This is a genomic window from Gottschalkia acidurici 9a, from assembly GCF_000299355.1.
Taxonomy (GTDB): Bacteria; Bacillota; Clostridia; order Tissierellales; family Gottschalkiaceae; genus Gottschalkia; species Gottschalkia acidurici.
In genome coordinates this window covers 2,181,047-2,202,055 of record NC_018664.1, presented here as the reverse complement: position 1 = coordinate 2,202,055, position 21,009 = coordinate 2,181,047, and the positions used below count along the sequence as shown (strand labels likewise).

The 21,009-nt window shown below is 30.1% G+C and carries 19 protein-coding genes; 16 read left to right on the top strand and 3 right to left on the bottom strand.

Annotation, left to right across the window (positions count from 1 at the left end; all coding sequences use genetic code 11):
* The first annotated feature begins 2 nt into the window (after positions 1–2).
* Positions 3–884: a cation diffusion facilitator family transporter gene (locus CURI_RS10470; protein WP_014968231.1), complete on the top strand. Its 882-nt coding sequence runs from the start codon at positions 3–5 to the stop codon at positions 882–884.
* 542 nt (positions 885–1,426) lie between these two features.
* Here the strand turns inward: CURI_RS10470 and CURI_RS16385 are convergent.
* Positions 1,427–1,561 (bottom strand): hypothetical protein, encoded by a 135-nt coding sequence (locus CURI_RS16385; RefSeq protein ID WP_266353442.1) that lies wholly within the window; start codon positions 1,559–1,561, stop codon positions 1,427–1,429.
* 162 nt (positions 1,562–1,723) lie between these two features.
* On the opposite strand from CURI_RS16385, the gene CURI_RS10465 reads away from it, so the two are divergent.
* Entirely contained in the window at positions 1,724–3,007 is a 1,284-nt protein-coding gene (locus tag CURI_RS10465; RefSeq protein ID WP_014968230.1) for an amidohydrolase, read from the top strand.
* Between the two features lie 249 nt (positions 3,008–3,256).
* Positions 3,257–4,462, top strand: a complete 1,206-nt coding sequence (locus CURI_RS10460; RefSeq protein WP_014968229.1) for a trans-sulfuration enzyme family protein — start codon at positions 3,257–3,259, stop codon at positions 4,460–4,462.
* On the opposite strand, the gene CURI_RS10455 is transcribed toward CURI_RS10460, so the two are convergent.
* Complete coding sequence (locus tag CURI_RS10455) at positions 4,455–5,609, bottom strand: YibE/F family protein (protein ID WP_041701778.1); 1,155 nt, start codon at positions 5,607–5,609, stop codon at positions 4,455–4,457. The two genes, CURI_RS10460 and CURI_RS10455, sit on opposite strands and share 8 nt — an antisense overlap.
* A gap of 88 nt (positions 5,610–5,697) precedes the next feature.
* Positions 5,698–7,194 carry an alkaline phosphatase gene (locus CURI_RS10450; protein ID WP_014968227.1) on the bottom strand — a complete coding sequence of 499 codons (1,497 nt, stop codon included), beginning with the start codon at positions 7,192–7,194 and terminating at the stop codon, positions 5,698–5,700.
* 252 nt (positions 7,195–7,446) lie between these two features.
* On the opposite strand from CURI_RS10450, the gene glnA reads away from it, so the two are divergent.
* The 13 genes from glnA (at position 7,447) to CURI_RS10385 (ending at position 20,783) form a co-directional block, all read left to right on the top strand.
* Positions 7,447–8,799: a type I glutamate--ammonia ligase gene (gene glnA / locus CURI_RS10445; RefSeq protein ID WP_014968226.1), complete on the top strand. Its 1,353-nt coding sequence runs from the start codon at positions 7,447–7,449 to the stop codon at positions 8,797–8,799.
* A gap of 132 nt (positions 8,800–8,931) precedes the next feature.
* Positions 8,932–9,555 (top strand): hypothetical protein, encoded by a 624-nt coding sequence (locus tag CURI_RS10440; protein WP_014968225.1) that lies wholly within the window; start codon positions 8,932–8,934, stop codon positions 9,553–9,555.
* 73 nt (positions 9,556–9,628) lie between these two features.
* Positions 9,629–10,852, top strand: coding sequence for an NAD(P)H-hydrate dehydratase (locus tag CURI_RS10435; protein ID WP_014968224.1), 1,224 nt, complete (start codon positions 9,629–9,631; stop codon positions 10,850–10,852).
* Positions 10,853–10,870: 18 nt separating this feature from the next.
* Positions 10,871–11,494, top strand: a complete 624-nt coding sequence (locus CURI_RS10430; RefSeq protein WP_014968223.1) for an outer membrane lipoprotein carrier protein LolA — start codon at positions 10,871–10,873, stop codon at positions 11,492–11,494.
* Positions 11,495–11,508: 14 nt separating this feature from the next.
* On the top strand, positions 11,509–12,684 hold the full coding sequence (gene alr / locus CURI_RS10425; protein WP_041701777.1) for an alanine racemase: 1,176 nt from the start codon (positions 11,509–11,511) through the stop codon (positions 12,682–12,684).
* Positions 12,685–12,798: 114 nt separating this feature from the next.
* Positions 12,799–13,080, top strand: a complete 282-nt coding sequence (locus tag CURI_RS10420; RefSeq protein WP_014968221.1) for a CopG family ribbon-helix-helix protein — start codon at positions 12,799–12,801, stop codon at positions 13,078–13,080.
* A complete protein-coding gene (locus CURI_RS10415) occupies positions 13,077–13,427 on the top strand; it encodes a type II toxin-antitoxin system PemK/MazF family toxin (RefSeq protein ID WP_014968220.1) in 351 nt (116 codons plus the stop codon). The genes CURI_RS10420 and CURI_RS10415 overlap by 4 nt, the downstream gene beginning before the upstream one ends.
* A 667-nt stretch (positions 13,428–14,094) precedes the next feature.
* Positions 14,095–16,254 carry a DUF5693 family protein gene (locus CURI_RS10410; protein WP_014968219.1) on the top strand — a complete coding sequence of 720 codons (2,160 nt, stop codon included), beginning with the start codon at positions 14,095–14,097 and terminating at the stop codon, positions 16,252–16,254.
* Positions 16,247–17,350: a polysaccharide pyruvyl transferase CsaB gene (gene csaB, locus CURI_RS10405; RefSeq protein WP_014968218.1), complete on the top strand. Its 1,104-nt coding sequence runs from the start codon at positions 16,247–16,249 to the stop codon at positions 17,348–17,350. Before CURI_RS10410 ends, csaB begins: the two co-directional genes overlap by 8 nt.
* Positions 17,351–17,369: 19 nt before the next feature.
* Complete coding sequence (locus CURI_RS10400) at positions 17,370–18,137, top strand: WecB/TagA/CpsF family glycosyltransferase (RefSeq protein WP_014968217.1); 768 nt, start codon at positions 17,370–17,372, stop codon at positions 18,135–18,137.
* A gap of 7 nt (positions 18,138–18,144) precedes the next feature.
* Positions 18,145–19,014 carry a YitT family protein gene (locus CURI_RS10395; RefSeq protein ID WP_014968216.1) on the top strand — a complete coding sequence of 290 codons (870 nt, stop codon included), beginning with the start codon at positions 18,145–18,147 and terminating at the stop codon, positions 19,012–19,014.
* Between the two features lie 12 nt (positions 19,015–19,026).
* Positions 19,027–19,848 carry a transketolase gene (locus tag CURI_RS10390; protein ID WP_014968215.1) on the top strand — a complete coding sequence of 274 codons (822 nt, stop codon included), beginning with the start codon at positions 19,027–19,029 and terminating at the stop codon, positions 19,846–19,848.
* The gene (locus CURI_RS10385) at positions 19,848–20,783 is read left to right on the top strand and encodes a transketolase family protein (RefSeq protein WP_014968214.1); all 936 of its coding nucleotides are present in this window, start codon (positions 19,848–19,850) and stop codon (positions 20,781–20,783) included. Before CURI_RS10390 ends, CURI_RS10385 begins: the two co-directional genes overlap by 1 nt.
* Positions 20,784–21,009: the final 226 nt, after the last annotated feature.

Sequence of the window (21,009 nt, the reverse complement as noted above, 5' to 3'; positions counted from 1 at the left end):
AAATGGTAAAAGAAAAAAATAGCTATACCGAGGTAAGGAAAGTACTTGCGTATATACTAGTACTGAACTTACTTGTTGCTATAGCTAAAATAGCATATGGTACAATAACTGAAACAGCAAGTATGGTTGCTGATGGGTATCACTCTTTTTCTGATGGAACATCAAATATAGTTGGATTGGTTGGTATATGGATAGCATCCAAGCCAGCTGATGATAGTCATCCTTATGGGCATCAGAAAGTTGAGACACTTTCTACAATAGTTATCTCATTATTGTTATTCTTCGTTTCATTTGAAATAATAACTAATGCATATGCTAGGTTTAAAAATCCTGTTATTCCTAATATAAATATAGGGAACTTCATCGTTATGATAATAACATTAGGGATAAATATATTTGTAGTTAGATATGAAACTATGAGAGGTAAGCAGCTAAAGAGTAGTATACTTATTTCAGATGCAAAGCATACTCAGAGTGATATATATGTATCAATTTCTGTAATAGTGAGTTTGATAGCTATAAAATTAGGTGTTGTTATAGTAGATAGTATAGTATCTATATTTATAGGAGTTTTAATAGTAAAGGCCGGTTTAGAGATATTACTGGAAGCTACTAATGTACTGATTGACGGGAAGATGTTAAATCCAGAGAAGATAGATAAACTGGTAAGTGAATATCCTGGAGTTATATACTGTCATAAGATTAGAACTAGAGGAAAAGAAAATCATATAATGGTTGATTTACACGTAGGTGTTGATCCAGGTTATACTATAAGTCATGCACATGAAATAGCACATGATATAGAGGATATGTTGAAAGAAGCCATAGATGGTGTGGAAGAAGTTATAGTGCATGTAGAGCCAGCAAAACTGAAAGAACAATAAGTAAAATTTTATAAAATATTAAAAAGTTGAGCAAATCTAAAAAACAATTGCTCAACTTTTTGATATTTAGTAATGAAACTTATCTAGATTAAGAGATTAAAAAATTCTTGGTAATAAGAAAACAAAGATTCTATCTTTCACCCCAAAGGCATCTTCATATCCCAAGCACTCAAGAGTTACTAATATATCCTGTTGTACTTTAACAAAATCATTAAATAACATACTTATATCCTGAAAAGAAATATAAGATAATTCATGGTCTAATCTTTTAATAACTTTTCCTACAAAAATTTTATTGTTATAAACATCTACTACATCTAAGTTTTCTCTAAGTTCATTATTATAGGTTTTTTCTAAAATTTTAGCGTTTATTTTACTTAATAAAAATCCTACTCCTAAATAAATATTTCTGTTTAAATCAGTATTTGTACTTGGAAGAATAGTAGGTAAATATGGTACTATAAGCTTTTTTGATATCTCTTTGTGGAGGATTTAAGCCCTTACTCATCATTTTTTTTAAGTAATCATTTATTCTATTTTGACTATTTAATTTTAAATCTCTTAAAATCTTTTCCCTCTGTAAAACAATTTTCTAAATTACGTACTTTACCTATATATCCGTCATCGCTTTTAAATACGTCTATATAATAGCCATTTACAACTATAGTATGTTTCATAAATAACATTTCCTTTCATGTTAACAATTAAGAAAGTATTAATACTATAGTATTGTACTTATATTAAACATAATATGTACTAAAAATCAAAAAACAAAGTTTTGTTTAAATGTTTTTAAAAGGTATATAAAATAAAGAAAGATATTGAATAGGAGGAAAAACATGAATATTCTAATAAAAGGCACTAATCTAATTACTATGAATGAAAATAAAGATATAAAAGAAAATATAGATATAGCAATAGAAGGAAATAGAATAAAGTATATAGGAGAAATAAAAGAAGATTTTAAAGTAGATAAAGTAATAGATGGAACGAATAAAATAACTATGCCGGGTTTAGTAAATACACATACACATATTCCCATGTCCCTATTTAGAAACTATGCAGATGATTTACCGTTTTGGGAATGGTTACATGAAAAAATATTGCCACTAGAAAAGGGACTGAGTGGAGACCATGTATATTGGGGATCTATGCTAAGTATAGCTGAAATGTTGAGTTCAGGTATTACTACGTTTGTAGATATGTATTTCTTCATGGACGATATATCAAAAGCAGTAGAGGAAACTGGAATAAGAGGGTGTTTAGCTCTTAGTCTTTCAGGTAATGAAATAACAGGAGAAAGTCAATTAATTGAAACTAAAAAGTTTATAGAAAAGTGGAACGGAAAAGCTAACGGTAGAATAAAAACAAGAATAGCTCCTCATGCTCCTTACTCATGCACACCTGAATTTCTAAATCAAATCATATCACTGGCTAAGGAATACAATCAAGGAATTAATATTCATGTTTCTGAAAGTAAAAAAGAAATGGAGGATAGTTATAAGTTATATGGTAAATCGCCAATAGAGCATATAAACGACTTAGGTTTATTTGATGTGCCTACAATAGCAGTACACTGTGTACAATTATCAGATAGAGACATAAATATATTAAAAGAAAAGGAAGTAACAGTAGCGAATAATCCTGGAAGTAATCTAAAACTTGCAAATGGATTCGCAAGAGTAGATGCCTTATTAAAAGCAGGAGTAAATGTAACTCTAGGTACAGATGGATCTGCAAGTAATAATAACTTAAATATGTTCGAAGAAATGAATTTGGCAGCACTCATAAACAAAGGAGTAACTGAAGATCCACTGTCAGTACCAGCATATACGGCTTTGGAAATGGCAACTATTAATGGAGCAAAAGCAATAGGATTAGAAGATGAGATAGGGTCAATAGAAATTGGAAAAAAGGCAGACATAATAATGATAGATATAAATAAGCCACACTTTTATCCAAGATATAATTTAATATCTTCTTTAGTGTATTCAGCTCAGGCATCTGACGTAGATACAGTAATAATAGATGGAGAAATTTTGATGGAGGAAAAGAAGCTTAAAACCATAGATGTAGAAAGTGTAATGAAAAAATGCCGAAAAGATGGCAAAGGACTTACTTAAAATAAAATAGTTTAAACAAGAATAAACAAGAATATTTTTAATATCTACAATAAATTTAAGTGAATACAAAGAATATTAATAAAAGATAAATATTTAAAATATTTCTTATTTCACTTAAATTTATTTCTAAATAACTCTTTATGTTTTTACATATTATTTATTGACTTTGAGATTCTTTTATATTAAACTATGATGAAATACCAAGTAATTAAACGGGAATTATTGGATTTGAAAAAGGGGGTATTATATATGGCAAAAGATTATAAATTTGATACACTGTCAATACATGGTGGAAGAGAAGAAGATGGCGCAAATTATCCATTGAACCCACCTATATATCAATCATCTACGTTTGTATTTGGAAGTACAGATGATGTAAATAGAATGATGAGTGGAGAAATGGATGGTTATCTTTATTCTAGAGGAGAGAACCCAACTGTAAGACTGTTTGAAGAAAGGATAGCAGCACTAGAAGAAGGTGTAGGCGCAGTTGCATTTGCATCGGGGATGGCAGCAGTAAGTTCAGTTATGCTTTCACTTTTAAGACCAGAAGACAATATCATTGTTCATAATAATTTATATGGGTCAAGTTATATATTAACTACAAGTGTACTACCAGACTATAATATAAACTTTAAAATAGTTGATTTAACAAATATAGATAACTTAAAAGAATCAATAGATGAAAATACTAAAGTAATATATTTTGAAACACCATCAAATCCTAATCTTACTATAATAGATATAAAGGCTGTTGTAGATTTAGCTAAAGAAAAAGGCATAAAAGTAGTAGTAGATAATACATTTGCTACACCATATTTTCAAAAACCACTAACACAGGGTGTGGATGTAGTAGTTCATAGTGCTACAAAGTATATAGGCGGTCATGGAGATGTAATTGCTGGAGTAGCTATAGCTAATGATAAAGAATATTTAAATCAGTTAAATTCAAAATATTTATGTAAATTTGGTGGAGTTATGAGTGCTTTTAATGCATGGCTTTTATTAAGAGGACTCAAAACATTAGGACTTAGAATGAGACAGCATGAGGAAAATGCAATAAAAGTTGCGGACTTTTTAGAAAGTCATCCTAAGATAAAAGAGGTAATGTATCCAGGGCTCAAAAGTTTCAAAGGTCACGAATTGGCTAAAAAACAAATGAGTGGATTTGGAGCTATGATTAGTTTCGAAGTTAAGGGCGATTTAGAAGAAGCAAAGGACGTTGTAAATAGTGTTAAACTGTCTAAATTAGCAGTGAGTCTAGGAGATTGTGAAACTCTAATAGAACTTCCTGCAGCTATGACACATAGTGGATATCCAAAAGAAGAATTAAGTAAATTTGGACTTACAGAAAGTATGATTAGATTGTCAGTAGGATTAGAGAACGCAGAAGACATAATTAAGGATTTAGATAATGCATTATCATATATATATAAGAAAGAAACTCTCAGTTAGATGAGAGTTTTTCTGTTTCCTTATCAAGAATTTCAGCATTTTTAATATTAATAGTGTAAATATATCCAGCAAAAATAGCAGTGAGAGGGGCTACGAACACTAGGCCAATACTACCTACCAATGTCCTCATTATCTCGGATGAAACAATTTTTAAATTCAACATAGTAGATAAGCTAGAATTCTTAGACATAAAAAGCATTAGTAAAGTTAAGTAACCACCAGAATAAGCAAGTAAAAGAGTAGTAGACATTGTCCCTATAACATCTTTACCAACATTAAAGCCAGAATGTATGAGTTCTTTTCTAGATAAATTCGGCTTTTTATCGAGTACTTCATCCATAGACGAAGATATATCCATAGCTATATCCATTGCAGCGCCAGAAGCACCTATAATAATTGCAGAATAGAAGATGTCTTTCATATTTAGGTGTATATATCCACTAAATAAGAGTGTTTCTGCAAAAGGTTCAGTTAATCCTGTAAGATTTATCTTACTACCAAAGAACAGCGTTAGGCCTAAGCTTAAAAATAGTCCACATATTGTTCCTAAAAATGCACTTATACCCTTTCTTGTTACACCAGCTATTGAAAAAATTATTACTCCGGTAAGAATCACTATAGTTAAAGAAGAAAATATTAAAGGGTTTTTGCCTAATAATAAGTTAGGAATTAAAAAAGTCCATAATATATATAGTGTAGCTATAAAAGAAAATAAAGATTTTAATCCAATAATTTTAGCGAATCCTATAATACATAAAGCAAAAACGATAAACAAAGCTAATATCCAATTTTGTCTGTAGTGTTCTAGAGTTTTAACGTTTACTATATTTTCACCATCTTCTAAAATGCTAACTAGAATAGTATCATTTTTCTTATAGAAACTATCAAAGTCCATACTTCCTAAAAGGTTATTAGAGGCTTTTACTTCCTGTTCTTTAAACTTACCATTTAAGATACGAATATTAAGTTCTTGAAAGCCTAGTCTTGAGAAGCTTCCGTCTACTACTTCAGAATTATCTACATTTAATACAATTGCTTTTGACTCTAAAGACAGTTCACTAGAACTATCTTTATTAAAACTCATAAGACCTATCATCATAGTTATTAAGAATATGAAAATAAATATTTGACTAATATTCTTTTTCATTAAGCACACCCCCAAATGATAACTCAACTTGTAAATTAAAATGAAAATAAGTAGCTAGATACATAAATTCTAGCTACTTGTATAGAATTTATTTTCCAAGCAAGCTAAACATGATTTTAGCAATTTCAGTATTATCTTTGAATCCTCCAAAGTGGCTAGAACCTACTCCAATAACAGATAAAGGAATTTGAGTACCACTGTGAGCGTAAGTAGTCCATCCAATTTGAGCCCTATTTGATATTACATGAGTAGTAGATATAGCTACAGGAGAGTAAGAGCCACCCCAAACAGCTTTAGGGTTTTTGTCTACAATATTCATAGCATTTTCTATTTTAGATTTTTCTTCTGGAGTTATATCGGAAAGAGCATAGTTTTTAGCTATGTAGTTAAAATACTTGGCACGATCTCCGTCATAAGTATTCATTAAAGTATCACCTACAGAGAATTTTACATCTCTTAATTTATCTAGTTGCATAAAATAATTAGTATCAAATCCTAGCCCCATACCACCTGTTTCATGATCCCCAGAAACAACTATAAGGGTTTCTTTAGGATGTTTTTTCATAAACTCATAAGCTTTACTAATAGCTTCATCAAGAGCTATAGTATCGTGAATAGATCCAACTGCATCATTAGCATGACAGGCATGATCTATTCTTCCGCCTTCAATCACCATGAAAAAGCCGTTTTCATATTTTGATAATACATCTATACCTTTTTGAGTTATATTCCCTAACGTAGGAACACTATCCTTAAAGCTGCTATTAAGTCTGTCAATTTCATAAGGAAGATGATCATTAGTAAAGGCAGCAAAAACTTGCTCCTTTCCTTTTGGAGAATAACTGCTAAAATCTTTAGCTCCTTTTTTTCCAAGAAACGTCTTATAACCTTTACTTTCAAACTCTTTAAATAAATTTCTATCATCTTTTCTATTAGATGAAATGGACTTACCAGAGGCATCTTCCTCAGTGGCATAGTCTTTAGGAATAAAATGTCTTATCCCTCCACCAGCAAAGAAGTCTACATTACTTGAAACATAGTCATTGGCAATTTCGCTTTCATTACTTCTACTAGGATTATGGGAAGCAAATACAGCAGGAGTAGCATGTGTTAAACGAGTAGTAGTTACAATTCCTGTTCCCATGCCTTTTTCTTCTGCGACTTCTACCAAAGTTTTCAAATTAGTTCCATCAGGAAGCTGTGATATAATACCATTATTAGTTTTATGACCAGTTGCTAAAGCAGTACCAGCGGCAGCAGAGTCTGTTACTAAAGTATTACCTGAGTGAGTTGTATTAATGCCTGACACAGGAAAAGTGTTCATTAGCAACTTTTTACCTTCATATTGCTGCAAGAAGTAATCTGCAGACTGTCTTTGAGCTGCACCTAAACCGTCACCTATAAAGTAGAAAATATATTTAGGTCGTTCTTTTATAGGAGCTGATGCTGATTGTTGCAGCACTGCATCTATAGAACCTAATGCAGATTGCTTTAAGATTGCATCTTTAGCATAAATACTAGATACAATTATAAGTATTAGAAAAGTGATAGCAAAAAATTGATTTAAAGATTTTTTCTTAAACATAATAAACCTCCTTATATAATGTAAATTACAACCTCATTATAGTCATACTAAAGTTATATATTTGTTATAAGACTGCAAAGAAACTTTAAGGACAAGTTAAACAAATTTACTTATAAGTATTCACAAAAAAAGTAAACTCTGATAGTATGGTATATGTTAAACATATGAGATATAATTAAAATTAATTATTCAGAATTTTTAAAATATATTGTATAATTAAAACACTAATCTTAAGACAAGGAGGATTTAGATATGTCCTTAAGCTCAAAGAACAGAAATGAACAAGTAAAAATAATAAAGGAACTAGTAAAAGAACATAATGTAAAATCAATAGTGTTGCAATTGGTGGATATATTAGGTATTGCAAAAAGTATAACATTGCCAGTAAGTCAGCTAGATAAGATTATAGATAATGAAGTAATGTTTGATGGTTCATCGATAGATGGATTTGCACGTATAGAAGAGTCAGACATGTACTTATATCCAGATTTAGCTACATTTGTAATACTTCCATGGAAGACTCATAATGGTGGTGCTATAGGTAGATTTATCTGTAATGTATATACACCAGATGACAAACCTTTTATAGGGTGTCCAAGAAATGTACTAAAGAGAGCGCTAGAAGAAGCTAAAAAAATGGGATATACATTTTATGTAGGACCAGAACCAGAATTTTATATATTCAACAAAGATGAAAAAGGAAATCCTATATTAGAAAGTAACGACAAAGCAGGATATTTTGATATGGCTCCACTAGATAGAGACGAAGAAGTAAGAGAAGCTATAATAGTAGCTCTTGAAGCATTAGGTTTTGAAGTAGAAGCGTCTCATCATGAGTGTGGTCCAGGTCAACATGAAATAGATTTTAAATATGCTGATGCATTAACAACAGCAGATAATATAATGATATTTAAATATGTTGTAAAGAGAATAACAGACGAATTAGGTTTATTTGCAAGCTTTATGCCAAAGCCAGTTGAAGGTATAGCTGGTTCAGGAATGCATTTAAATATGTCACTATTCAAAGATGGAAAAAACATATTCTTTGATCCAGAAGCTAAAAATCAGTTAAGTGATGAAGCGGTATATTTTGTAGGAGGACTATTAAAACATATAAATGGTCTTACAGCTATTACAAATCCTATAATAAACTCTTATAAGAGATTAGTTCCAGGATTTGAAGCACCAGTGTATATAGCATGGTCACACAAAAATAGAAGTCCACTAGTTAGAATTCCAGCGAAAAGAGGACTTTCTACTAGGGTAGAGCTTAGAAATCCAGATCCAGCATGTAATCCTTATCTAGCATTAGCAACAGTTTTAATAGCTGGACTAGACGGAATAAAAAATAAAATAGAACCACCAAAATCGGTAAATCAAAATATCTATGATATGGAATCAGAAGAAAGAAGTGAAAAACATATAGAATCGTTACCTATGAGTCTTTATGATGCGATAATGGAGTTAGAAAAAAATGAAACTGTAAAAGAAGCATTGGGTAGTCACGTAACAGAAAAATTTATATCGGCTAAATTAAGAGAATGGAACTTATATAGAAAATCAGTTCATGAATGGGAGATAGAAGAGTATCTTAGAGCATATTAAATTATAGAAAGGTGTGTCTTTATAAAGACATACCTTTTATAGTTTATTTATACATACAAATTGAAATATACTAATAAGACTATTTAAATTTACCGATTAATTATATATAATTATAATTAGGAGGAACATATAATGTTTAAATTCAATAAAGATAAAAATGATCTAGAAATAGACATTGAGTATGATTCAATAACGAGAAGTGTGATTCCACTGTTGATAGAAGATAGAAATTGGATAAGTTTATTTAATAAGATAGAAGAAAAAGATATAATAGATTTAAAAGAAAAACTTTCATCACTAGTAAAAGAAAATAGAAGTTCAAAAAAAGAACTGACTACTAGGAAAAGTGAAAAGAAAAAGCTTATAGCTAAAATACTTACCTTGTCAGATGAAATTAACAATAATGATCTTGTAGAAGGAGTAGACTTATTAGGAGAGTACGAAGAAAAACTGCATGAGGCTAATGAGAATATAGATGAACTTACATTTAAAACTGAAACTATTCCAAGTCAAATTAGAGCAACTAACCTAGAGCTTCTAAGGGTGACCATAAAATATGCATATAAAGACATAATATACACAGAAAAAAAGCTTAGTGAATTAGATAAAGAACTAACTGAATTAAGAGAGAGACTGAGAATAGCTATAAAAGAAAAATATGATAATGAAGAGAAAAGAAATACTACATATGCCTTTCTTCACAATGTACTAGGTGGGAAGGAAGTTGATAAATTAGATAAGAACATATTAGATTAGGAATGCTTATGCATTCTTTTTTTACATAAAGTACACAAGACAAGGCTGAAAAACACGGGAGAATGATGAAATTATGATAAAGGGTATCGGAATAGATATTATAGAAATAGACAGGATAAAAAGCATAGTTTCAAAGAACAAAAGATTTTTACAAAAGATATTTACAGAGTCAGAAATAGAATATATAAAGTCTAGAAATTATAACTCAAATACTATTTCAGGATTATTTTCTTCTAAAGAGGCTATAAGCAAAGTACTTGGTACAGGTATAAGTGGATTTAACTGGACTGATATAGAAATAATTCATGACCAGTTAGGAAAGCCTAGAGTAAAGCTAAAAGGAAATGCCAAGATAATATCAGATAATAAAAATATAGATCAAATATTATTATCAATAAGTCATAGCAATAAAGACGCTATATCTGTAGCTATTGGAGAACAAAATATGGATAAATCTATAAGTAATATTAAGAATGTTAATTGGACTAGAGGCATATTAATTAAGAGAGAAGAAGATAGCCACAAAGGAACTTATGGAAGAGTAGGAGTAATAGCTGGTAGCGAGGGTATGGCTGGCGCACCATATTTGACATCAAAATCAGCTTTAAGGACAGGTAGTGGACTAGTATATTCTATAGTACCTAAATCTATATTTACTATATCACAAATAAAAAATACAGAGGTCATAGTAAAATCTTTTGAATGCTTAAGTGATATAATGGCTCATAGTAAAGATATAGATGTTGTAGCACTAGGACCAGGAATAGGAGTAAATCAAAATACAATAGAAATGGTTAAGCATATATTGGAGAACTTGAAAAAGCCAATTGTACTAGATGCAGATGGTATAAACTGTATATCTCAATGTAGAGATGTATTGTTAAGTCGTAATGAAACTACAATAATAACACCACATCCAGGCGAAATGAGTAGACTAATTAATGTTGATATAAGTGAGATACAAAAAAATAGAGAAAAATATAGTATGGAAGTGGCTAAAAGATACGGTGTAATAGTGGTTTTAAAAGGAAGTGGGACTGTAGTTTGTGACGGAAAAGATATATATATAAATACTACAGGAAATCCTGGTATGTCTACATCAGGAAGTGGAGATGTTTTAACAGGGGTTATAGCTAGTTTGCTAGGGCAAGGAATAGGTGCTCTTGATGCTGCTAAACTAGGAGCATATTTGCATGGATTAGCAGGAGACATAGCAAAAGAGGAAAAAGGGGAGTATGGGATTATAGCCTCTGACATAATTGATTATATACCTACGGCTATTAAAAAAATAACTTAATAACTTTAGGAGGTAATAATGAAACGTATATTGTTGGTAATTCTTTCTGTTATGATTGCGCTATACTTGAGTGGATGTAGAGAAAAAACTAAAGAAGAAGAGTTCAATGATATACAAAAAACTTTAAACAGTGTAATGACTTATACATGTGAAGCAGATATAACTGTAAAAGGTAACAAAAGTTCTAAGAGCTTTAAAGCTAAGCATATGTTTAAAAATCCTAATAAATATATTGCAGAAATAATAGAACCTAAAGAAAATGAAGGAAATAAAACCGTATATAATGGGAAACAAGCATATCTTCATAATAAACAAATAAATCAACATACTATACTAAAAGACTTTGAAATATCTGGAGAAGAAATGCTTTTTATAGGATACTTTCTTAAAAACTTAAATACAACAGAAGAAGTAACAATAGGAATTGACAAGATTGATGAAAAAGACTATTTAACTATAGAGGTTGATATACCAGGTAACAATAAACATAGAAAGTATGAAAGACTATGGGTAGATAAAAAGACTCATATTCCGTATAAGCTAGTAATTTTTGATGACAAAAATAATGAAGTTGTAAAAGTTATATATAAAGATGTAGAATATAATGTAGATATACAAGATGAAAAATTCACTATAAAGTAAAGAAGGTAATGATTATGAATACTTTAGAAGAGATTAGACCAGCATGGGCAGAAATTGATTTAGATAATTTATCTTATAATTTGAGTCAAATAAAAAAACTAGTTAGTGATTCAACTGAAATTATGGCAGTGGTTAAAGCAAATGCATATGGACATGGAGCTATAGAAATTAGTAAAGTTTTTTTAGAAGAGGGGGTAAATAAGTTAGCTGTTGCTACTCTCTCGGAAGCAATTGAACTTAGAAATGCTGGTATAGATGCAGAAATACTAATACTAGGTTATACTCCCAAAAGTCAACTTCGATCTATAATAAAATACAATATTACACAAACTATATATAACTATGAAGCTGCATATGAATTATCTGAAATTGCGAAAGAAATGAATAAAATTTGCAATATTCATATTAAAATAGATACAGGAATGAGTAGATTAGGGTATAGAACAGAAGATGAAGATATAAAAAATATTATAAAGATAAGTAAACTATCGAACATATTTATTGAAGGTATATTTTCCCACTTTTCTACTGCTGATGAAAGTGATAAGCTATTTGTTGAGCAACAATATAGAGAATTTATGTTAATGATTAATAATCTAGAAAAAAACAATATATATATACCAATAAAGCATATATCCAATAGTGCTAGTATAATAGATTTACCAGAATACAACTTAAATTTAGTAAGACCAGGTATTATACTTTATGGACTTTATCCATCTAATGAAGTTAAGAAAGACAACATTAAGTTAAAGCCAGTAATGACATTGAAAGCCAAGATATCTAATGTGAAAATAATTCCAAAGGAAACAGGAGTAAGCTATGGGAGGACATATATTACAGATAAAGAAACAACTATAGCGACTATTCCAATAGGCTATGCAGATGGATTTACAAGAATGCTTATAGATAAAGGAAGTATGTTAATTAATGGGAAGAAAGCTAAAGTGGTAGGTAGAGTTTGTATGGATCAGTGTATGCTAGATGTTACAGGTATAGAAGATGTATATATAGGTCAAGAGGTTATCATATTTGGAAATGATGAAAAAGCAAATAGTGTAGATGAAATAGCAGATGAATTAAAAACTATAAATTATGAAATTCTATGTATGGTTAGCAGAAGAATTCCAAGAGTATATAAAAAGCATAATGAAATAGTAAAGATTGTAGACTATTTAGTGCATTCTTAGGGCTATAATATCATATATATTGAAACTCTTATTTTAAATGATATAATGGTTGGTATATACTCAAAAAATAGGAATATAATATTAGTAATATGAAATAAATCTGGAGGTGAACTAATGGCCGAAACAAAAAAAATAATAATAAGTTTGCCCAACAGCTTGCTAGAAGAGGTAGACGATTTAGTGTCTATAGAAGAGGAAAATAGAAGTGAATTTATACGAGAGGCCATGAAATTATATTTAAGAGAACGAAAGAAAATCCAGGTAAAGGAGAGTATGAAAAAGGGATATTTAGAAATGAGTCAAATAAATGTTTCTTTATCTGAAATGGGTCTAGCAGAAGATATAAGAGAGCTATGTATTTATGAGACAACTTTGACGGGGTGTGAGAAACTGTGATAGTAAAAAGAGGAGATGTTTTTTATGCAGACCTAAGTCCTGTTATTGGCTCAGAGCAGGGTGGTGTAAGACCTGTACTAGTTGTACAAAATGATATAGGTAATAAGTATAGCCCGACCATAATAATATCAGCAATTACATCTCAGATAAATAAAGCTAAGTTGCCAACGCATGTAGAAATAACTGCACCAGAATATGGATTGCCTAAAGACTCAGTCGTATTACTTGAACAAATACGCACTATAGATAAGAAGCGATTGAGAGAAAAAATAGGACATTTTGATGATGGAATGATGGGAAAAGTAGATTGCTGTTTAAAAATAAGCATAGGATTGACAGATGTCTAAGATGGTTTATCGGAATAACCATCTTTTTTGTGTTTAAAAATATAAGGTTTTTCATATGATTTTATGATAATATAATACTATATGTCTATATATAAGAAGAATATAGCACTTAAATAAATTTGCTAAAGCTTAAGGAGGATGAAAGATGTTAAAAAAAGAGTAAAGTATACGTTGCTATTGCTTCAGTTGTTTTAATTACTACGTCACTGATAAGTACAACCAAGGCAAGTTTTTTGGACCTGGATCAGAAGAAGATCCTGTAGTATCAAAAAGTTATGTAGATAAAAAATATGAAGAATTAAAATCGTATATAGATACAGAATTAAAAGGCACTAGTGGGCCTTCAGACAATAAAGGCAGTGGTGATTTTGTAATTGTAGAGTTACAAAAAGGTCAAAAGATTATTGGTGGATCGAGTGCAGAGATTATAGTAAGATCCGGAATTGCAAAAGCTATAGTAAGTGATTTAGGAGGATTATCAGACTTAACACTAGGAAGAGATTTAACACAAGGCGAAAGAGTTGTAAGTAATCACTTAATACTTGTACCTAGAAATGATGGTAGAGGAATATATGCAGAAGCAAATGGAACATTTGTTATGGTAAGAGGAGACTATAGTATAGAGTAAATGTAAAAAGATACATAATAGCTTAAAGGATGTGAACTTATGAAAAAAAATAGAATATTAATTATATTTATATTAATAGGAATATTAGCCTCTTCTGTCTTATCTTTTAATAGGATGAGTGTTGAAGCTAAAAACAAAAATATAGATATAACTTTAGACTTAAAAGAGATTGAAAAGCTTTCAGAACAATCTAATCAAGATGTAAGTTGGTGGCTTAAAAACTTCAAAAAGTGGGGAGTAAATTCTGTTGCCCTTAATGAAGAATCTTTTGAACAAATGGTAGATGAGAACAAACCTATAGAAATAAAAGTTGTTGGAGATATAATAAAAGATATACACTGGAAAGATAAATATCCTAAAGAGTTAGTTAGTTATTTAGAAGAAAAAGATATGGATAGATACGACTTAGTTGCTACAACTAACTCAGAGTCACTTTACAAATTTATAGAGAAAGGTCTAGAAGAAAGATATAATCCTAAGAAGTACAAGATAATAGAATCCGGAGATGAGTATATCTTTGTATTAGATGGAACATCAAAAGAAGCTTTATATGAAAAAGGTTTAGTGTTAATAGATAGTAAAGGTAAACCATATGTAGAGCAAAAAGAGTTAGCAGGATCTAAATTAATGAAACTAGGACTTGGATATGACCCTGAAAAAGTAAAGATGATAAAAGACTCAGGTTTAGATGTAATAATAAGACCATTTAATTATAACCCAGGCTGGACTGGAAAAAAACATGTAGAGGCAAGTTTAAATGAATATAAAAAATTAAATGTAGAGCCTAAATACATGTTATTCACTGGAGAAGAAGTTTTAGGATATCCTAATAATATTGATATAGTCAAAAAATTTGTAAAAGATAATAATACGAAGATTGGATTAATCGAATCAGGAGTACAAAGAGGACATGTAAAGCAAAAAGGAATAGAAGATTTTACAAGAGAACTAAGTTATAACGCAGTGAGAACATTCAGTGTAGAACCATATATACAAGAACGATATAAGTATTATAACTATGAAGGTGCAGAGGAGATAGAAAATACATTATATAGAGCTGTAACGGAAAGAAATATAAGACTTATATATTTTAGACCATTTAAACATGATAGCACTACTTATGTAACAGATTATAAAGAATATGAAAAAACATTTAATGATTTTAAAAATAGAATAGCAGAACATGGAATGACACTAGGTGAAAGTAGTGTAATGGAACCTAATGTTACAAACTCTATACTAAAAATGCTTATAGCCTTAGGTGTTCTTGGTGGAGGAATATTATTAGTACAATATATTTTAAATATAAATGATAAATTCAAAACAATAAAAATAGTACTAGGAATACCATTTATAATAGCAATGTACTTGTTAATGCCTAGCTTTAGTGAAAAAATATTTGCTCTTTTAGCGGCAATAGTATTTCCATCATTGAGTATGGTTTACTTTTGTAGTAGACTAAAAACAGATTATCTAGATGAAAGTAAAAAAGGAACTTTGAAAAATAGCATAATATCAGGAATAAGAGATTTAATAGTTATGGTTTTAATATCTTCTATAGGGGCACTATTCGTAGCATCTACTCTTTCGAGCATAGAATATTTATTAGAAATGGGTATCTTTAGAGGTGTTAAACCTGCTCAATTAATGCCTATAGTAATCTACTTGATATTATTCTTAGGTTATTTTGGTTATAAAAAAGATAAGGATAAAAACAATAATAAAGTTACTATATCAGATTTAAAAGAACTGCTAATGGACAATATAAAGATACTATACGTGATATTAGGTGTGGGATTACTGGGTGTAGGTTATGTATATTTAGCTAGAACTGGTCATGAGACTAATATACAACCAAGTAATATAGAAATGATAGGAAGAAACTTTTTAGAGTTTAAGTTAATAGCTAGACCTAGAACCAAAGAGTTTCTTATGGCCTTTCCTGCAGTTATTATAGCTTGTGATATGGCGTTTAACAAAAGAAAACTAGGAGTATTTATAACTGGTCTTATGATAGTTCTTGGGCAAACTTCTATAGTAAATACATTTAGTCATTTAAGAACTCCTATGTATTTATCTATAATTAGAACTGGCTATGGATTATTGTTTGGAGTAGCTGTAGGTATTATTTACTTAATAATACTAAAAGCAATAGTTAAGACATTAGACACTCTGAGAGGAGAATTTTTTAATGAATAAAATAGTCATTTCAGGATATTATGGATTTAATAATATTGGAGATGAATCTATACTAACAGCGATTATTTCTAATTTAAAAGACAATATTGATGATATAGATATAACAGTGCTATCAAAAAATCCAGAATTGACTTATAATAAGCATAATGTAAATGCTATAGATAGAAAAAACATTTTTCAAATAATAAAGGAAATAAGAAAATGTGATATCTTAATAAGTGGAGGGGGAAGCCTACTACAAGATGTCACAAGTGCCAGAAATGTGATATACTATCTATCCATAATGATAATAGGAATATTATTTAGAAAAAAAGTTATGATTTACAGTCAAGGAATAGGACCTATAAATCGACCTATAAATAGATACTTAACAAAGATCGTTTTAAATAAAGTAGATGTTATAACTTTAAGAGATCATAAATCTGAAAAAATTCTTAGAGAAATAAACATTAAAAATAAGAATATAAATGTAACAGCAGATCCTGTAATAGGTTTAAAGAAAAGAGATACGAAACTAGGAAGAGAAATGCTAGTTAAATCGGGTATGAAAGACACAAACAAACCTATAATAGGATTTGCTATAAGAGGAAGAGATAGAGATCAAAATTTAATTGATGTTATGTCTAGTGTTTCAGATAAAATCATAGATGAAATGGGAGTAAATGTTGTATTTATTCCCTTTCATTATGGTGAAGATATGAAAGTATTGAGTGAGATAGAGCAAAATATGAAAAATAAAGCTATATTTCTTAAAGGCAAATATGATATAAATGAAATGCTAAGCATTATAGGAAATTTAGATTTATTGATTGGAATAAGATTACATTCACTCATATTTGGAGCTGTAATGAATATACCTATGATAGCAGTATCTTATGACCCTAAAATAAATAATTTTATGGAGTACTTAGATGAAGATGTATTTTGTAATGTTAGTGAGCTAGATGAAGATTCTCTTGTGTCAGAGATAAGAGATAAAATAAGTCATGAGGAAGAATATAAGCGTAAACTTTATGATAAGGTCGAATATTTAAAAGAAAGATTACATCAAAATGAAGAAATAATCTCTAAACTTCTAAAAAAAAGCAAGAAGTGAATTGTGAGGAGCTAAGAAAATGCGAGAAACTATAAGAATATTCGGAGTAAAAATAGACAAACTAACTTTAAATGAAGTAGTAAAAAAGGTTAAAGAACTTTTAGATGGTGATGAAACTAAAACTAGAACTATATATACTCCTAATACAGAAATAATAATGGAAGCTAGAAAAGATAGTAAGCTAAAAGATATACTAAATGATGGAGATCTAGTTATACCCGATGGAATAGGACTTATACATGCTTCTAGAATAAAAAAGAAACCACTGCCTGAGAGAGTCACAGGTTTTGACTTATCATTAAAATTAATAGAGTTATCAAATAAATTTGGATATAGCATATACTTTCTAGGAGGAAAAGAAGGTGTAGCATTAGAAGCAAAGAAAAAAGTAGAAGAGAAATATCCTAATATTAATATAGTTGGAATACAAAGTGGGTATTTTAAAGGAACTCACACTGGAAATGCTAATCATCCAGAGGAACAACAAATAATAGAGAATATAAACAATTCAAAGGCAGACATATTATTTGTAGGTTTTGGAGCGCCTAAACAAGAAAATTGGATATATGAAAATAAAGATAAGTTAAATTGTAAGATTATAATTGGAAATGGTGGAACAATAGATGTATTAGCAGAGAAAGTAAAGCGTGCTCCGGAAATATATCAGAAATTGGGAATAGAGTGGCTATATAGATTAATGAAGGATCCTAAAAGATTAAAAAGACAAATGTCACTCCCAATATTCGTACTTATAGTGCTTTTTTCCAGGGAAAAAGTAGTAGAATAATGGAGGAATGGTTTTGGAAAATAAAGTTTGGTATAAAAGTGTACTAGAATATATAGGAATAACATTAGGAACTGTAATTATAGCAGCTTCTATTAACCTCTTTATACAGCCTCATAACTTTGCACCAGGAGGAGTTACTGGTATAGGTATTATAGTAAAAGAAATGACAAATGGACTTATACCACTCTGGGTTACTAACTTGTGTATAGACTTACCACTATTTATAACAGGATTGATATTAGTAGGAAGAGTATTTGGTGCTAAGACTCTTTATGGTATATTATCTTTAGCATTTTTTATATGGTTACTTCCTATAGAGGACGTTACTAATGACTTACTACTTGCAGCTATTTTTGGTGGAGTACTTACAGGTACAGGTGTAGGTATAGTTTTTAAGTTTGGGGGAACAACAGGAGGAACTGATCTAGCAGGATTTATGCTAAACAAGTATTTTCCAGGAGTTAGTATATCTAGCTTTATGATGGCTATAGATAGTTTAGTAGTTATCGCATCTGGGATAGTTACTAGAGATTTAAAAATACCTTTGTATTCTATTATTTCATTATATATATCAACAAAAGTAATAGACTTATTATTAAATGGATTTAGTTATGCCAAAGCATTCTTTATTATATCGGAGTTTCCAGAGGAAATTGGTCAGCTCATACTAAAAGAACTAGATAGAGGAGTGACTGTACTAAAAGGAAGAGGATTCTATACAGGTAAAGATAAAGATATACTTTTATGTATAGTTAACAGATCACAAATAACTAGATTAAAAGAAACAGTACATTCTGTAGATAATAAAGCATTTGTAATGGTTACAGATGCAAATGAAGTTTTAGGAGAAGGATTTAAAGAATTGAAAAAAAGTTAGGAGGAATAAATTGTGGGAAATAATTGCGAATTTAAGAAAATAGCAACTACAATTAGAAAAGACATTATAAAAATGTTAAATGAATCAAAATCAGGACATCCAGGAGGATCACTATCTGCTGCTGAGATTTTAACAGCTCTATATTTTAAAGAGATGAATATAGATCCTAAAAATCCAAAGTGGGAAGATAGAGATAGATTTGTACTATCAAAAGGACATGCTTCACCAGTATTGTATTCTGTACTAGCCGAGAGAGGATATTTTCCAAAAGAAGAACTTATGAAGTTCAGAAAAGTAGGATCTATGCTTCAAGGACATCCAGATATGAAAGGAACTCCTGGAGTAGATATGTCTACAGGTTCACTTGGACAAGGGCTTTCTGCAGCTAGTGGAATGGCTCTAGCTGGAAAGATAGATAATAAAGAGTATAGAGTGTATGCATTAGTGGGAGATGGAGAAGTTCAAGAAGGAATCATCTGGGAAGCAGCTATGCTTGCAGCTCACTATAAGCTAGATAACCTAACTGTATTCTTAGATCATAATGGATTACAAATAGATGGGGAAAACACAGTAGTAATGAATGTAGAACCACTAGATAAAAAGTTTGAAGCATTTGGATGGAACGTTTTAAAAGTAGATGGTCATTGTTTTGATGAAATATTCAATGCATTAGAGGAAAGTAAAAAAACTAAAGAAAAGCCAACTATAATAATAGCTAAAACTATAAAAGGTAAGTGCGTATCTTTTATGGAAAATAAAGCAGAATGGCATGGAAATGCTCCAAATGATGAACAATGTAAAATTGCATTAGAAGAACTTGGAGGTGAAAACTAATGAGTATGGCAACTAGAGACGCATATGGAGAAGCGCTAAAGGAATTAGGAAAAACAAACAAGGATGTTGTAGTTCTAGATGCAGACCTTTCTGGATCTACAAAGACATCAGTATTTGCAAAAGAATATCCAGAAAGATTTATAAATGTAGGAATAGCAGAGCAGAACTTAATAGGAACTGCAGCTGGACTTGCTACGGCAGGTAAAATACCTTTTGCTAGCTCTTTTGCTATGTTTGCTACAGGAAGAGCTTTCGAAATAATTAGAAACTCTGTAGCATACCCTAAGTTAAATGTAAAAGTAGCAGCTACTCACGCAGGATTAACTGTAGGAGAAGACGGAGCATCACATCAAGCATTAGAAGATATAAGCGTAATGAGAACTATACCTAACATGGTTGTTATATGTCCGGCAGATGGAGTAGAAGCTAAAAATGCAGTATTAGCAGCAGCAGAATATGAGGGACCAGTATATATAAGATTAGGAAGAAGTAAAGTTCCTACTGTATTTAATGAAGAGAATTATAAATTTGAGCTAGGAAAAGGAATAGAATTAAGTGATGGTAATGATGTGACTATTATAGCTACTGGAGTAATGGTTTCAAAAGCACTAGAAGCAAAGGAAGAATTACTAAAGCAAGGTGTAAATGCTAGAGTTATAAATATTCATACAATTAAGCCTATAGATAGTGAAATAATAATAAAGGCAGCTAAAGAAACAGGAGCTATAGTTACTGCTGAAGAACATAATATTATAGGCGGATTAGGAAGTGCAGTTGCAGAAGTATTAGTAGAAAATAGTCCGGCTCCACTAGAAAGAGTAGGAGTTAAAGATACTTTTGGAGAATCAGGAAGTGGAGATTCATTACTTGAAAAATACGGATTAACTAAGGAAAACATAGTAGAATCTGCTAAGAAAGCTATAAGTAGAAAATAATATATAGGTACATGAAATAAAAAGTCTATTAGAAATTATATTTTAACTATAAATTCTAATGGACTTTTTTTATTTCAAGAACCTTTAAAGTCTATGTACATAAAATATAGTATAAAATATTAAGGAAAATAAATGAATTTCAAAACTTTTATTTTAAAGCATAAACTCCTCTATAATAGAGTAGTAATATATAAGGTGAGAATTGGGTTCTGAGAGGAGGTATTTA